14 protein-coding genes are annotated in these 15,558 nt (G+C 62.3%); 4 read left to right on the top strand and 10 right to left on the bottom strand.

From position 1 onward, the window contains the following. Window positions 1–57: 57 nt before the first annotated feature. The 4 genes from AC1DLO_RS10390 (at window position 58) to AC1DLO_RS10375 (ending at window position 3,199) form a co-directional block, all read left to right on the top strand. Window positions 58–912 (top strand): methyltransferase domain-containing protein, encoded by an 855-nt coding sequence (locus AC1DLO_RS10390; protein WP_476889681.1) that lies wholly within the window; start codon window positions 58–60, stop codon window positions 910–912. 109 nt (window positions 913–1,021) lie between these two features. Then, a complete protein-coding gene (locus tag AC1DLO_RS10385; protein ID WP_476889680.1) occupies window positions 1,022–1,483 on the top strand; it encodes an NfeD family protein in 462 nt (153 codons plus the stop codon). A gap of 105 nt (window positions 1,484–1,588) precedes the next feature. Further along, window positions 1,589–2,608 carry an SPFH domain-containing protein gene (locus AC1DLO_RS10380; RefSeq protein ID WP_260404710.1) on the top strand — a complete coding sequence of 340 codons (1,020 nt, stop codon included), beginning with the start codon at window positions 1,589–1,591 and terminating at the stop codon, window positions 2,606–2,608. A 243-nt stretch (window positions 2,609–2,851) separates the two neighbouring features. Continuing rightward, window positions 2,852–3,199 (top strand): RNA polymerase-binding protein RbpA, encoded by a 348-nt coding sequence (locus AC1DLO_RS10375; protein ID WP_059389983.1) that lies wholly within the window; start codon window positions 2,852–2,854, stop codon window positions 3,197–3,199. Between the two features lie 72 nt (window positions 3,200–3,271). Here AC1DLO_RS10375 and AC1DLO_RS10370 read toward each other — a convergent pair whose 3' ends face one another. The 10 genes from AC1DLO_RS10370 to pafA all read right to left on the bottom strand — a co-directional run bounded on the left by AC1DLO_RS10370 (window position 3,272) and on the right by pafA (window position 15,557). Further along, window positions 3,272–4,015, bottom strand: a complete 744-nt coding sequence (locus AC1DLO_RS10370; protein ID WP_476889679.1) for a polyprenol monophosphomannose synthase — start codon at window positions 4,013–4,015, stop codon at window positions 3,272–3,274. A 431-nt stretch (window positions 4,016–4,446) separates the two neighbouring features. Continuing rightward, a complete protein-coding gene (locus AC1DLO_RS10365; protein ID WP_476889678.1) occupies window positions 4,447–6,108 on the bottom strand; it encodes an amidohydrolase in 1,662 nt (553 codons plus the stop codon). Window positions 6,109–6,140: 32 nt separating this feature from the next. Continuing rightward, window positions 6,141–9,038: a DEAD/DEAH box helicase gene (locus tag AC1DLO_RS10360; protein WP_476889677.1), complete on the bottom strand. Its 2,898-nt coding sequence runs from the start codon at window positions 9,036–9,038 to the stop codon at window positions 6,141–6,143. Window positions 9,039–9,062: 24 nt separating this feature from the next. Next, window positions 9,063–9,857: a twin-arginine translocase subunit TatC gene (gene tatC / locus AC1DLO_RS10355; RefSeq protein ID WP_184735638.1), complete on the bottom strand. Its 795-nt coding sequence runs from the start codon at window positions 9,855–9,857 to the stop codon at window positions 9,063–9,065. A gap of 48 nt (window positions 9,858–9,905) precedes the next feature. Continuing rightward, a complete protein-coding gene (gene tatA, locus AC1DLO_RS10350; protein ID WP_476889676.1) occupies window positions 9,906–10,175 on the bottom strand; it encodes a Sec-independent protein translocase subunit TatA in 270 nt (89 codons plus the stop codon). Between the two features lie 32 nt (window positions 10,176–10,207). Then, on the bottom strand, window positions 10,208–10,558 hold the full coding sequence (locus tag AC1DLO_RS10345; RefSeq protein ID WP_476889675.1) for a hypothetical protein: 351 nt from the start codon (window positions 10,556–10,558) through the stop codon (window positions 10,208–10,210). Window positions 10,559–10,567: 9 nt separating this feature from the next. After that, on the bottom strand, window positions 10,568–12,604 hold the full coding sequence (locus AC1DLO_RS10340; protein WP_476889674.1) for a helix-turn-helix transcriptional regulator: 2,037 nt from the start codon (window positions 12,602–12,604) through the stop codon (window positions 10,568–10,570). A gap of 95 nt (window positions 12,605–12,699) precedes the next feature. Continuing rightward, the gene (locus AC1DLO_RS10335) at window positions 12,700–13,095 is read right to left on the bottom strand and encodes an FKBP-type peptidyl-prolyl cis-trans isomerase (protein WP_184735218.1); all 396 of its coding nucleotides are present in this window, start codon (window positions 13,093–13,095) and stop codon (window positions 12,700–12,702) included. 50 nt (window positions 13,096–13,145) lie between these two features. After that, window positions 13,146–14,084 carry an FKBP-type peptidyl-prolyl cis-trans isomerase gene (locus tag AC1DLO_RS10330; RefSeq protein ID WP_476889673.1) on the bottom strand — a complete coding sequence of 313 codons (939 nt, stop codon included), beginning with the start codon at window positions 14,082–14,084 and terminating at the stop codon, window positions 13,146–13,148. 108 nt (window positions 14,085–14,192) lie between these two features. Continuing rightward, window positions 14,193–15,557, bottom strand: a complete 1,365-nt coding sequence (gene pafA / locus AC1DLO_RS10325) for a Pup--protein ligase (RefSeq protein WP_476889672.1) — start codon at window positions 15,555–15,557, stop codon at window positions 14,193–14,195. Between the last annotated feature and the right edge of the window lies 1 nt (window position 15,558).

The following is a 15,558-nucleotide window of genomic DNA, read 5'->3' as shown; positions in this document are numbered from 1 at the left end:
TAGCGGCCGACCCGCCGCGACGGTATGCGCCACTCCGGCCACCGTAGGATTGTCCGTATGCTTTCCGACGCCGTCTCCTCCCTGCGCTGCCCGGTCTGCCAGGGGCCTTTCGGGCTCAGGGGCGCGGCCCCCTTTTCGCTGAATTGCGTCGCCGGCCACAATTTCGATGCCGCGAAACAGGGCTACTTCAACCTGCTCACCGGCAAGGGCACGGTCTTCGAGGCGGACACGGCAGAGATGGTCGCAGCCCGCAACGACTTCCTGGGCGGCGGCCATTACGCCCCGCTCACCGATGCGATCGCGAAGCTGGCAGCGCCCGTCCTGTCGGCGCCGGGATCCCTCGTCCTGGACTCCGGGACGGGCACCGGCCACTATCTACGTACGGTGCTGGAGCGCACTCCCGCGGCAGCTATTGGCATCGATATCTCGAAGTTCGCCCTCCGCCGGGCAGCACGGCTGAATCCCGGCGCCATTAATCTTGTGTGGGACATCTGGCGTCCCTTGCCGCTCGCCGACCACACGGTCGATGCCATCATCGTGGTCTTTGCGCCGCGGAATCCTCCTGAGTTTGCACGAGTATTGCGACCTGGAGGCCGGGTGATCGTGGTGACTCCCCGGAACGGACATCTCAAGGAGATTGCGGACCGCACTGGGATGCTCAGCATCGAGCCTGGCAAAGACGAGCGCTTGGCCGAGTCCATGCAGGAATTCTTCACTCCCGCGGATTCCGTAGAACTCGACGTGGAGCTCACACTCAATGGGCGCGATATTGCCGATGTCGCCTTCATGGGCCCGGCAGGTCACCACCTTGAGCGCTCTGCCTTGTTGGCGTCGACCGCCGCGGAATCATCAGTCCGTGCCACCGCAAAGTTCACCCTCAGTGTTTTCACTTCCCCGGAGGGACGCTCCTAACGCGAAGCTTCGCACCGGGCTAGGATGGAAAAACAGCGACTGTGATTTTGCCGACGCTGCAGTCCGGACCAGGCCGGCTGCCGCCGCAAGTCCGGAAACAGGGGGAACGATGTTTGAATGGCTTGGCAGCAACTGGTGGGCTCTCTGGCTCACGGTTTTCCTCGCGTTTGCCGTAGTGGAAATGCTGACGCTCAACTTCTTCTTCATCATGCTCGGCGGTGGCGCGTTGGCTGCACTGGCCGCGGACTTCGCCGGAGCTGATCTCTGGCTTCAAATCGTCGTCTTTTGCGTCGTGTCCTTGCTCATGATCGCCTTCGTCCGCCCGATCGCCCTGAGGCATCTGCGCAAGGGTCCCGCCGAACAACGTACCAACGTGGACCGCCTGATCGGCCAATCGGCGCTCGTCATGGAGCCCGTCTCCGCGACGGCAGGATTGGTGAAGATCGGTGGCGACGTGTGGACCGCCCGCAGCGCTGCGGGAATCATTGACGCCGGCCAGACAGTGCAAGTCACCAGGATTGACGGCGCGACGGCGGTAGTCGCCTCAACGGCGGAAAACAGCCCGCACTGAGCGGCGTCCCGTGGCGGTACAAGCCCGGACTTCGCTGAACAACAATCGGCGCCTTGCCGTACACAAGACCGCATCAAATACGTAACTGGGGAATGAAGGAGATGTATGGATAGCTTGGGAGGAACTGCAGCCGCGATCGTGCTGCTCGTTCTCGTCATATTTGTGATCATCGTGTTGGTCCGCTCGATCAGGATCATCCCGCAAGCGCGCGCTGGCGTCGTCGAACGCCTGGGCAAGTACCAGCGCACGCTCAACCCCGGGCTCACCATCCTGATCCCCTTCGTCGACCGCCTGCTGCCGCTGTTGGATCTTCGCGAACAAGTGGTTTCCTTCCCGCCTCAGCCGGTGATTACCGAAGACAACCTGGTTGTTTCCATCGACACGGTGGTCTACTTCCAGGTGACGGATCCTCGGGCCGCGACCTACGAGATCGCCAACTACATCCAGGCTGTTGAACAGCTGACCACCACAACGCTCCGTAATGTGGTGGGCGGCCTGAATCTCGAAGAAGCGCTCACCTCGCGTGATCAGATCAACGGCCAGCTCCGCGGGGTCTTGGACGAAGCCACGGGACGCTGGGGAATCCGCGTTTCACGCGTGGAGCTCAAGGCAATCGACCCACCCCACTCCATCCAGGACTCGATGGAAAAGCAGATGCGGGCCGAGCGCGACCGGCGTGCCGCAATTCTGACTGCCGAAGGTACCAAGCAGTCACAGATCCTGACGGCCGAAGGCCAGCGGCAGGCTGCAATCCTTGCCGCCGAGGGTGACGCAAAGGCGGCTATCCTGCGCGCCGACGGTGAAGCCCAAGCCATCCAGAAGGTCTTCGATGCCATCCACAAGGGCAATCCGGATCAAAAGCTGCTGGCCTATCAATACCTTCAGACCTTGCCGAAGATCGCGGAAGGATCATCCAACAAACTGTGGATCATCCCCAGCGAGGTCGGTGAAGCGCTCAAGGGTATCGGCGGAGCACTGGGAGGCGTCAACGGAGGTTCCGGCGTTGCAGACCTGTTCAGCGATTCCGGGAAACCCCCGGCCGAGGTTTCCGCACCGGCTGCCACCACTGCAGTGAGTTCCGGACACGCTGAATCGACGCCAGCTACACAGGAACCGTCGCCGTAACCGCGGACAGCCTGCAGGGGGACTGGCCAAATTCTTTGGCCAGTCCCCCTCGCTTTGTCCTGCCTGCATCGATCCGAGTATAATGGTGTATTTGTCCGGCCGGTTCAGTCCGAACGGAACATTAACGCTTGGTCAGGCGTTTCATCTAGTGATGCAACGTGTGCATACAGTAGCCCGGGCGGCGTCGATTCGGCGTCCGGCTAGCGCGGAGCCTGGTTCCGTGAACAGACAGAGGGAGTAATCATGAGCGATCGCAGCCTGCGGGGCATGCGTCTTGGCGCCCAGAGCATGGAAACCGAATCCGGTGTCGAGCCGGCACCGCGCCAGAGGGTTGAATACCGTTGCGCGGACGGGGAACAGGTCTTCGTGACCTTCTCGTCCGAAGCGGAAATTCCCCCTGTTTGGGTTTCCAAGACGGGCAAGGAAGCGCTCCTGGTTGATGGCGAACGCCCTGTTGACACCAACGAGAAGGCCGTCCGCACCCACTGGGACATGCTGCTGGAACGCCGTAGCCTTCCCGAACTCGAGCAGATCCTCGAAGACCGGCTGAACATCCTGCGCGAGCGCCGCGGGGAGCGCCGCTCGGCATAACGCGCCGGCCCAAGACGAAGGCCGGGTCCGCACTCTTCGCAGAGCGCGGACCCGGCCTTCGTTTGTCCTGGCCTACTTTGAAGCCGGAGCCTTTTTCCCGGTCAACGCTGCCCAGCGGGCGGCCAACCCCCACTTGGTCACGTTGATCATGGCTTCAACAACGATGTTGCCGCTCATCTTCGACGCCCCTAGTTCGCGCTCCACAAAGGTGATGGGGCGTTCTACGATTTTCAGTCCGAGTTTGGCGACCCGCCACGCAAGGTCCACCTGGAAGCCGTAGCCGACCGATTCGACCTGGTCCAGCTTGAGCGCCTCTAGGGTGCTGCGGCGGAAGGCGCGGTACCCCCCGGTAATGTCCTTGATCTTCAGGCCAAGCATGAGGCGAGCGTACGTGCTGCCCGTGCGTGAGATCGCCTGGCGGTACAGCGGCCAGTTCACAGTTCCTCCGCCGGGAACCCAACGCGAGCCCATGGCGAGGTCTGCGCCGTCGTTGATGGCATCCAGCAACAACGGCAGTTGCTCGGGCTGGTGAGAACCATCAGCGTCCATCTCTACGAGGATGTCGTAGCCAGCTGCCATACCCCACTTGAATCCGGCGATATAGGCGGCCCCGAGGCCTTCTTTGCCTTTGCGGTGGAGGACATGGACCTGGCTGTCCTCGGCCGCGATGCTGTCGGCGAGCTGTCCCGTGCCGTCAGGGCTGTTGTCGTCGACAACCAAGACGTCAGAAGCGGGGACAGCGGCACGGAGCCGTCCGAGGGTCTTGGGTAGCGATTCCAGCTCGTTATACGTAGGGATGATCGTCAGGACACGCAAGAAGAGGCCTTTCCTTGATGGAGCGGTCAGTCGGCCAGAGCAACAGCATGGCTGGGATTCCGGCGCAACTCTCCATTATAGGACGACAACCCGACGTACTCAGGGCCAAGTGTGGCCCTCGACACGCTGAGCGCGCTTGGCCGCGGGCAGGTCCACAGGCCCAGGTCCAGTGCCGGCCCGTGTTTTCAACTCGAGGCCGAACCGTTTTCTGCTGCACAGTGGACCTGCCCACTACGAGTGCCACGGTCTGGAAAGCAGGCCCGCTGTTTTGACACGGACCCCACCGTGGCCAGACCACCAGGTGTTCCCTGTGGCAGCCTGTTGACCCTAAATGCTACGGGCTTCACAAATCCTGTCAAGCGCCTCCTGACCTGCGGTTTCACTCATAGACGCAGGTCAGGGGGCCTTCAGGATCGGCAGGATATTTGCAACTATGACCGCAATGAATCACTTGAGAAGAGCTCCCGACCTTCGCGCACGGTCTGCAGGCAGGCGGGGTCGTTTCCGCTGTCGAGCGCGGGCAGAAGGGGCGTGCGGGCGCGTGGATCCGTGGACCAGGATTGAACACGGTCATCTGCCACCTGAACCATCAGTTCTTCAACTTCCCATACCGCAAAGCTTGCAGGCGCCCCAGGAACCAATTGCCCCATGAGCGGATTGCGCTGCTTGCTGGCCCGCCAACCCGCCCGGGTGTGTCCAAGAAAAGCGGCCCGTGCCGAAATACGCTGATCCGGATTGCTGTGCTCCAAGCATGCCCTGACGCTGGACCATGGGCGCAACGGGGTGACCGGGCTGTCGCTTCCAAAGCACACAGGCACCCCGGTGGAGTAGTAGGAGGCGAAGGGGTTCATCGCTGCACTCCGGGCGCCCAGTCGCCGTTCATAGAGTTTTCCTGATCCGCCCCAGGCGGCATCGAACGCAGGCTGGGCGCTCACGGTGATCGAGTACTTGGCAAGACGGGCGAGATCAGAAGCATCCGCCATTTCCACGTGCTCAAGGCGATGCGCTGCTGCACGGACCCGCTGCTCCCCCACTTCTGCAGCGGCAAGGTCCAAGGCATCCAGCGCAGTCTTCAGGCCGGCGTCGCCGATGACGTGGAAACCTGCCTGGATACCCAAGGCTGAACAAGCGGCCAGATGGCGGGCGGCCTCGTCCACAGAGAGATACAGGCTTCCACGGTGCCCCGGCGCGTCAGAGTAGTCGGAGCGAAGGGCTGCCGTACGGGACCCGATGGAACCGTCGATGTTCAAATCGCCGGCCAAGCCAAGAACAGGCACGTCCAAGCCTGCCAGGATGGAAGCGGCATGCTCGGCAGAGGCGGCAAGCTCGCCCCAATAGGGCAGGATCTCGGCGACACCCTCCCTGCTTTCGTTCCACGACGAGGACATCCGCAGGTCCTCGACACTGCATAGGTGTGGCGCCGCCATCTCTGCCAGAGCCACGTAGCCGTTAGCCGCAGCCTCGCGGAGGGCCAGTTCTTGGTACCGGCGGCGCTCGGCTTCGGGGAACTGCCGGGCGACCAACCGCGAGGCAGTATGGGCTGCCCGCAGAACGTGCGCCGACCCGTCGTAGCCGTCAAGGCCGTCGAGGCCGGCATCTGAAACCAAGGACGATGACGCGAGGCCTGAGTGCGCGTCCACTCGCGCCAGATACACCTTGCGTCCACCGGCGGCGCGTTCGAGTTGTTCCGAAGTGGGCAGTGTCCCGTCCTGCCAGGTCGATTCATCCCAGCCATGGCCCAGTACGGTGCCGGCGGCGCCAAGGGACTTCGCGGCGCGCGCGACGACGTCGAGCAGTTCCCGGGCCGAGCGGACCCCGGCCAGTTGGGGGGCATCGGATGCAATTCCAGTCTCGGTGAGATGCATGTGTGAATCTACGAAACCGGGAGCCAACAAGGCACCCCGCAAATCGATCATTTCCATCGAGGAATCGGCAATCGACGTCGCGGCTTGCTCTGAACCGACCCAGGCAACGGTGTCTCCGTCAACCAGCATTGCCGTGGCAAAAGGGTCTGCCGCGGTATAGACGGAACCGTTCCGGTACATGGTGACCTTGCGGGGCTTGGTTTCAGTGCGCATGCCTGGATGGGTCATGGAAATGCTCCTTGCTGGGAATCTGTGGTGGGTCAGGAGACGTTGGAGTAGGCCACGACACCGCGGCGGACCAGATCGATCGCTTCGCGGCATGTCTTGGCCTGGCGCCGCTCAAGCCCTGGGATCTTGGCCAGCTGGTCCAGCAGATCGATCACCTGCTTCGCCCAGCGCACGAAGTCACCTGCGGCGAGGTCGGTGCCACTAAGCACCTCCTGAAGATGGCGACCCTTGGCCCACTTGAAAATGGGCCATACGAGTCCAAGTTCCGGCTCGGCGGTCAACGGGAGCCTGTTTTTGTCCTCGACGTCCTCCAGCGCGGACCATTCATGCACCACGATGTCCACGGATGTTTCGAGGGAGATGGACGGCATCTTGGGCCGGAGACCGCGATCGTCACGCTTGGCTTGGTAAACCATGGTGCTGGCCAGCGCAGCCAGTTCTGCGGCGTCGAGGTCCTTAATGGCGCCTTGCCGAATGGACTGGGAGATCAGCAGGTCCTTTTCGCCGTAGATACGGCGAAGGCGTTGTCCATCCGCGCTGATGGTGACATGGCCGACGTCGGATGTCTGGAGGTAGCCATAAGCGGCGAGGACATCGCACACGCGGTCAAAAGTCTTCGCGATCGTGTTGGTACGGCCTTGGATCTGCCGGACGAGCCCGTCGGTCTCATGGCGCAGTTTCCACCAACGCTCGGCCCAACGGGCATGGTCTTCACGTTCGCTGCAACCGTGGCAAGGATGGGCGCGCAACGCCCTTCGCAGCTCCGCGATCTTCTTTTCCTGGTCCGGCAAGTAGCGGGCGCGGCCAAAGTCCTCGTTCCTGCTGCTCCCCCGGGCAGGCGGTCGCCCCTCCCGCACTGCGTTCCGCATGGCTGATGCCAGATCACGGCGGGATTTGGGCAGCTTCGCGTTGAACGATTTCGGAATGCGGATCCAGGATACGGGTGCGACCGGACCTTCGACCTCGTGGGCGCCGATCCTATGCAATTGATTGTCTTCCGTGAGGACCGCGGGCCGCGGTTCACGCGCATTGGGATCGGCATCGAGCACGACGGCGTAACCTGGCGAACGTCCACCCGGAACCTTGACGATATCTCCAGGCATGAGGCGGGTGAGGGAGTCTGCCGTGAGGGATTTGCGGGCCCTGGAGGTGCTGCGTGATGCATACTGTTCCGCTTCGCTGAGATCCCGCCGGAGCTTGGCGTACTCGGTAAAGTCGCCAAGGTGACACTTCATCGACTCCGCATAGCCGGCCAGTGACTCTTCACGGCTCCGAACCTGCCGGGCCAGCCCTACGACGGAACGGTCGGCCTGGAACTGCGCAAACGATGATTCGAGGATCTGCCGCGCCCGGGGACGCCCGAACTGGGCGATCAGGTTGATGCTCATGTTGTAGGTGGGCCGGAAACTCGAGTTGAGAGGATAGGTGCGCCGCGAGGCAAGGCCGGCGACGGCCGCAGGATCCGTTCCCGGCTGCCAAAGGACCACAGCGTGACCTTCAACGTCGATTCCCCGTCTTCCCGCACGGCCGGTCAGCTGGGTGTACTCCCCCGCGGTGATGTTGACGTGGGCTTCGCCGTTGAACTTGTCGAGCTTCTCGAGGACCACGCAGCGGGCCGGCATGTTGACACCCAGCGCCAAGGTCTCCGTGGCGAACACGGCTTTCACCAGGCCGTCGGCGAACAAGGTTTCGACGACTTCCTTGAAAGTAGGCAGCAAACCGGCGTGGTGCGCAGCGAGCCCTCGGAGCAGGCCATCACGCCAGCTCCAAAAACCCAGCACATCGAGGTCGTCCGCGGGAATCTCGCGGCTTGCCTCATCTACCCGGGCCGCGATGATCTGCTGTTCCTGCTCCGTGGTCAGCCACAGCCCGGCTGCGGCACACTGTGCCACAGCCCCGTCACAGCCGGCACGGGAGAAAATAAAGGTAATGGCCGGCAGGAGTCCTTGGCGGTCCAGGCTCGCAATGATTTGTGGTCGGCTGGCTTTGCGCACGGGGCTTCGCTGCTCCGCGGCACTGTTGTCACGCTGGCGGTCCTGCCTGCGGCGGCTGCGTCCACCGTGGCCGAATCGGCCCCGGAAGTTCATCTGACTCTCGGCCCTGGCCATGGACAACAGCTCGGGATTGACCTCGAATTCCTTCTGCCTGGAAATCCGGTCCGCCTCCTGGACTGCCGCTGGCAGGGGTGTCCCACCATCGGTTGCTCCCGGAGCGATCTGATCAAAACTGGTGTCCCCAGCAAAGAGATCGACGAGCTCGCGGCCCACCATGACATGCTGCCACAAGGGAACGGGACGGTGCTCGGAGACAATCACATCGGTGTGTCCGCGCACGGTATCCAGCCACGCACCGAATTCTTCAGCGTTGGACACCGTGGCGCTGAGGGAAACCACCTGTACCTCGCTGGGTAGGTGGATGATCACTTCCTCCCAGACGGCGCCGCGGAAGCGGTCTGCAAGGTAGTGCACTTCATCCATCACTACATAGCCAAGGTCACCCAGGGTGTCCGAGTCCGCGTACAACATGTTCCGCAGGACCTCGGTGGTCATGACGACAATGGGAGCCTCGCCGTTGATGGTGGTGTCACCGGTCAACAGTCCCACGCTTGATGCGCCGTACTTCGCCGAGAGTTCAGAGAACTTCTGGTTGCTCAGTGCCTTGATGGGCGTCGTGTAAAAGGCCTTGAGCCCTCGCTCGAGGGCAAGGTAGATCGCGAATTCTCCGACGATGGTCTTCCCTGCCCCCGTGGGCGCCGCAACGAGCACGCCCTTGCCTTCCTGGAGCGAACGGCACGCGTCACGTTGGAAATCGTCGAGTTCGAACTCCAAGGATTGGGCGAAGGTGCCGAGATAGGTTTTCGACTCAGCACTCCGTTGCGCTGCAGCTTGAAAGGCTTCTGAGGGCGAAAGGGCCCCTGAATTGGAGGACATGCTTCAAGCCTAGTGGCCGGAAGACTACAGATTCTCCAGATCGGAAGCAGGTGTTGCGACGTCGGCCGTGGCTTCCGTCTCAGCCGTGACCTTGGCCTGACGGCGGGCCCGCCGTTTGTCGTTGAGCATGCACAGCCCGATTGCGGCGAAGAACAGCGCAAGGAGGGGGCCGGCGAGCATGAACATCGACAGAGCGTCCGCACCGGGCGCCGCCACGGCGGCCAGGACGAACACGAGGAAGACGGTGATGCGCCACGCCTTGAGGATGGTCCTGCCGCTCAAAACGCCTGCCATATTGACGCCCACCAACACCACGGGGACCAGGAAGGCGATGCCGAGGAAGAGAAGCATGTGCGTGGCGAAGGTCAGATACTGCGATGCGTCAATGTTGTTGGCACCGTTTTGTGGCGTGAACTGCAGCAATGCCCGCACGACGTTCGGAATCACCAACCATGCGACATACACGCCTACCAGGAACAAAGGCACCGCCGCCGCCATGTACCCGAGAGTGTAGCGGCGCTCCTTCTTGGTCAGACCTGGAGTGATGAATGCCCAGACTTGGTAGATCCAGATCGGGCTGGAGATCACCAGGCCGATCTGGATGGCAATACGGAGCTTGAAGTCGAACGGATCCGCCACGCTCGCGAAATTCAGGACGGCTGTCCGCTTGGTCTCCTGGGCGATCTTGACCAAGGGATCCGACAAGCTGTTGACCACAGGCTCATACAGAAACCATCCTGCCACGGCGCCTAGGAACACGCCGATGGCAGACTTGATCAGCCGGTTCTTAAGCTCCCTTAGGTGGTCTAGGAGCGCCATCCGCCCTTCGGGGTTGGCTTTGCGGCCCGTCTTCGTTGCCACTACTGCTTAGCTACGGGTTGCTGGCGGAACGTCAGTGTCGTTACCGCTCTTGGAGTTGGCTTCGGGGTGGTTGACCACTTTGCCTTCAACGGGGTCCGAGTCGTCCTTGGCCGCAGGCTTCCCGTCGTTCTTCATTTCCTTGACTTCGGATTTGATGATGCGCATCGACTGGCCGAGGCTGCGGGCCATAGCAGGCAGCTTGGGTGCTGCAAACAGCAGCAGGGCCACGATGATGATAATGACAATTGGCCAAGGGCCATCAAATAGTCGTCCCACGGGAAGTCCTTTCGTTGGAATACATCCTACGTCTAACTGAATTCGATGTCGTGCAGAGACTGGGGTTGGCCCCGTTCTGCTTTGCGCTTAACGCGCTTTTGGCGACGCACTTCCTGGCGGGAGGCCTTGGCCGTCACGTAATCATGACGCATCTGTTCCGGTGAGGCAAAAACGGCCGCTCCGAACACTTTCGGCGACGCTCCGCCGTCGTCGTCGGAGTGTGCGGGAAGGTACGTGCGATGCCCCAGCCGCTCCCCCGCCGCACTCAACTCATGCACCGTCGCCATGAATTTCCGGAAAAGCCTGATGCCCAAAAGGACGTAGCAAAGCAGGGACACCGAAATCAGAGCGACCCACAGAAGGATCCAGGACCACCAAGACATTTGAGTAGTCTATCCAGCCTTCACTGCTCGCATTGGGTCCGGTTGCTTGTACTGTGCCAGGGCCGCGGCTAGCCACTCTGCCGAGGCACCCGCCAGTTCGGCAGGCTGGAGGATCCGGACCGCACCGCCATGCTGGGCAACGAACATCGGCAACCAATCCGCATTCCCGAATCGGATCTCAGCAAGCAGGCCGCCGTCGGGAAGCACTGCTGTCCGCTCCGCGTAGTAGTCATCAGCAAGCCCGGTGCCTTGTCGAGTTAGCTGGAGGACAACCACGACGTCGTCGTCGTTGGGAGTGTAGAGCTTCACGGGAACGCCGCCCTCGGCGCTGGCAGCCCCCGAAACAACCCTGCCGTTCGGTGCGAGCTCCTCCACGCGGTCCAGCCGGAAGTTCCGCAACCCTGCTTTGCTGTGGCAGTACGCCTCGAAGTACCAGGTGTTGTCCAGCGAGTAGAGCCGGAGGGGGTCGACGTCCCGCTCGGAGACTGAATCGCGCTGCTGTGACAAGTAGCGAAGACGCAACTGGCTGCCCGCTTGGATCGCCCGGGTGATGGTGCCGAAAGCTCCGGCGTCGGCCGGAGTCACGGGAGGGCCGGCGACGGCCGCCGCCAAACGGCCGGCCTCCCCCGCCGCGCCTGTGAGCTTCAGGGTCACGGACTCCAGGGCGCCGCTCTGTTCGTCTTCCGACATTCCCGCCTGCGCGGGAAGTCCGCCTAGGGTGGCGAGGCCCGTCAGCAGCGCGCAGGCTTCTTCAACGCTGAAACGGATGGGCCGGTTGAGTTCGAGGTGCTCCCTGATGTAGACGTGCTCGTTTTCCCAATCGATATCGAACAAGTCATCCGGATAGCCCTCGGGACGCCCGGAGCAGATCAGTATCTTCAAGTCCTCGAGCAGTTCCTTGCGAGTGATACCGAAGCGGTCCGCCACCTCCTGGATGGGCAAGCCCTGGTTATGGACGAGGAAGGGCACCAATTGCAGCATTCGGTTGAGTTGGTCCTCCGAGGTTCGCTTGCGTGCCCGGGGCGCGGGACCAGCCTCGGGAAAACGGACCTCGACGGCGGGGCGCGCGGCGAAGGCAGCGGCGGCTTCAAGCCGCCGGACCACTGCGTCACGCAGCTCAGGCGGGCCTACCACACTTACATGCGGACCGTAGGAGGCCAGTTCTTCGGCGAGGAGCTCACTGTCCCGGAACGGCACGCAGAGGCGCTCCCTGCCGTTCTGGGGGCCGCTGGCGCCAGCAACGCCCGTGATGCTCACCGCCCGTTTGCGAAGCCCTAGCAAACGGCCTTCGGCGACGTCGAGGAGGGCTTCCTGCAAGGGAAGTTCACTGAGGCTGTCCAGTTCGGCGCGGGTGTCAAAGCCCGGAGGAATCTCGCAGTGGTCCCGTGCCTCGATATGAACCTCGCTTGTCATCCGGGACAAGCGGAAGAAGCGTTTCGCGTCCCGCCCCCGGTCGAAGCCCACCAGGTACCACTGGCCGAAGCGACTCCCGAGGCCCCAAGGCTCTACCAGCCGGTCCTCCTCTTTTCCGGTGCTCGCGGCACGGTAGCGGAAACTGACGGGATGCTGACCGTTCATGGCGGCGATGATGTGGTCAAAGGCCTGGCCCGCAGGTTTGATGCGCGGCTGGACCCCTGCCGGAAGTTCGACGTCGGCAAGGTCGCCTGAGGCCTGCAGTTTCCGCAGCGCACTGGCTGCTGCTGAGCCCAGGGCAGCGCGTTCCCATAACTGCGCGGCCAAAAGCAGTACTGTTCCCTCCGCGGGGGTCAGATGGACATCCGGCAGGCGGTTGGATTCCCTGCCGATGCGGTAGCGCGTGGAAGCGGGATCGTCCGAGCCGAAACCGTGGTCTAGGAGCGTCTCGATGTCGAAGCCAAACTGCTTCAGGTCTACCTTGTCCCGTTCAAACATGCGTCCGAACGCGACGTCGCTGTCGCCGGCGTCGTGGTAGACCTTGTCCCTCAGAACAGCCCGGGACAGCCCGTACTTCGTGTTCAGAAGGGCGATCAGCAGGTTCAGGAGTCGTTCGGTACGTGATGCGGACACGATTGCAACGTTACTAAATTCCCGCGGCAAAGGCGGAAGGCGCGTCTGCGGCCGGATTCCTCCGGCTGCAAACGCGCCTTCTCATGCTGTGGAAGCTAGCGAACTGCCACGAGGTCCACGACGAAGATCAGGGCTTCGTTGGGCTTGATGGCCCCGCCCGCGCCGCGGGAGCCATAGGCAAGCTCCGAGGGGATTTCGAGACGGCGACGGCCGCCCACTTTCATGCCAAGAAGGCCCTGGTCCCAGCCCTGGATGACCTGGCCGACGCCGACCCGGAAGTCCAGCGGCGCGCCGCGGCCCCACGATGCGTCGAATTCCTCGCCGGTGGACCACGCAACGCCAACGTAGTGAGTAGACACGGTGTCGCCGGCCTGAGCCTCGGCGCCGTCACCGACGATGAGGTCCTTGATGACGAGTTCCGTGGGGACGTCGCCCTCCGGGAAGTCGATTTCCGGCTTAGTGCGGTCGTAATCACGCTGACCAAATGACATGGGTACTCCTCAATTTGATAGGGACAATGCGGTGTGAATATTTGCCGAAGCTAGTTGGCGCCGAGGATGTCCACGACGAAGACGAGATCGCCCTTCGCGTCGCCTTGACCGGCGTCGCCATAAGCGAGGTCCTTGGGGATAACCAGAAGAACCCTGGAGCCGACTGTCTTGCCGGCAAGGCCTTGGGTCCATCCCTTGATGACGCCGTTCAGCGCAAAACTTGCAGTCTTTCCACGGTCGTAGCTGGAGTCGAACTTCTTGCCGCCCACCAGGTTGACGCCGACGTAGTTGACCGTCAGGGTGTCCGTTTCCTTCACGACTGCGCCCTTGCCCTTGATCAGGTCCTGGGCAACAAGGCTCTGCGGTGCCGTCGCTCCGTCGACTGAGATCTGCGGGATCCCCTTGTCATCGACCTTCACTGTGGGAAGGCCCGCAGGAGGCGTCACGGTATCGCCCTCGGGCTTATCCAGGGCCTTGGTGGCGTCCTTGACGGAGGTAATCTTGAAGACCACCAGCTGCGACGAAGTTGCCGCTGTTGTTCCGCTCGCCGCAGTTCCGGGGACGGCGAAAGCGATGTCGGCGCCCACTTTCGCGCCGACCAACGCGTTGTAGAGCACAGCGCTGCCGGTCTTGAGCTGGTCGTTCAGTTCGACCGGCATGGGTCCCGTAGTGAAGGTGTCTTCAAGGGTCTTGCCATCTTTGCCGTCGACGGCGATGTAGGTGATCTCAGCGATCTGGCCGGCCTTCACTTTGTCGCCGGTGCCGTCGCTGACCAGTTTGATGGTCGGCTGCGTTACGTCCAACGGCTTGGTGAATTCCAGGCCGGGAGCCTTCTTGTCTCCATTGTCGGAGACCTTGAGGGAATCCAGCTTGGCGACTTCGCCGGCGGACTGACTGGTGGGCTCCGGAGTTGCTGTTGGTGCCGGGCTTCCGCCGCAGGCGGTGAGCAGCAAGAGGCCGGGGATAAGAATTGCTAGTAGACGTCGCACAAATGAACTTTCGTCGGGGCAAAAGGAGAGCACGGCCGGGCCAGGCTCGGCCATGCACGTAGAGGCCCGTCAAAGGCCAACCTCCAGAATAACCGGTGAAGCTGGGAGTCAGCTCATTGAGTCCAACAAGGCATCCACCCGCTCGTCGACGCTACGGAAGGGGTCCTTGCACAAAATCGTCTGGTGGGCGCGATCGTTCAACTTCAAATGGACCCAGTCCACCGTGTAGTCACGGCCAAGTTCCTGGGCCCGCCGGACGAAGTCGCCGCGGAGTTTGGCCCTGGTGGTTTGTGGCGGCGCATCCACGGCGTCCTTGATGTCTGTGTCTGCCACCAGGCGCCGGGCAGCACCACGTGACTGGAGCAGGAAGAAGAGCCCGCGCCTGCGCGATATGTCGTGATAGGTAAGATCCAGTTGCGCGATCCGCGAGGAATCCAGGCCGATTCCATGGCGACGCATATAGCCATCCATCAGCTTCTTCTTGATGGCCCAGTCCACTTCGGTGTCGATCCCACTGGTGTCGCCGCTTTCGATGGCGTTGAGCGTGCGCTCCCAGAGGTCCAGGATGAGCGGTACGTGGGGGTTGTGGGCCCCGTTCGAGGACACGAAGGCGCTGACCTTTGCGAGGTATTCGCGCTGGATATCCAGGGCCGTCAGTTGCCTCCCGTTGGCCAGGCGCACCAAGGCTTTGCCGCTCAGATCGTGGGAGATTTCGCGGATGCTACGGATGGGGTTCTCCATGCGCATGTCCCGCATGATGACTCCGGCCTCAATCATCCGCAGGAGCAGATCCACCGTTCCCACCTTCAACAGGGCGCTCGTCTCGGACATGTTGGAATCCCCAACGATCACATGCAGGCGACGGAAGAATTCGGCATCCGCGTGCGGCTCATCGCGCGTGTTGATGATGGGGCGGGACCTGGTGGTTGCCGAAGATACGCCTTCCCAAATGTGGTCTGCCCGTTGAGAGAACGCGAAGGTGGCACCATGGGGCGTTTTCAGGACCTTGCCCGCACCAGCGATCAGCTGCCGTGTGACGAGGAAGGGAATGAGGATCTCGGCGAGCCGCGAGAACTCACCCCGCCGGGGAATCAAATAGTTCTCGTGGCTGCCGTAGGAGTTTCCGGCGGAATCGGTGTTGTTCTTGAACAGGTAGACCGTGCCGTTGAATCCCTCGGCCGCAAGGCGCGCCTGCGCTTCGTCTACGAGGTCATCGAGAATGAGTTCACCCGCCCGGTCGTGGGCGATCAGCTGCGCAAGGTCGTCACATTCCGCCGTGGCGTATTCCGGGTGTGAGCCGACGTCGAGGTAGAGGCGCGAGCCATTGGTCAGGAAGACGTTGGAGGAGCGTCCCCAGCTCACCACCTTGCGGAAAAGGTACCTGGCGACTTCCTCGGGGGCCAAGGGCCTAGAATCCGGGCTCGAATACGAAATACCGAACTCGGTTTCTATCCCGAATATTCTTTTGTCCATC

The organism is Arthrobacter sp. 01T419, from assembly GCF_056398865.1.
Note: the sequence above shows the minus strand (reverse complement) of the source record. Positions and strands in the feature narration are given on the sequence as shown.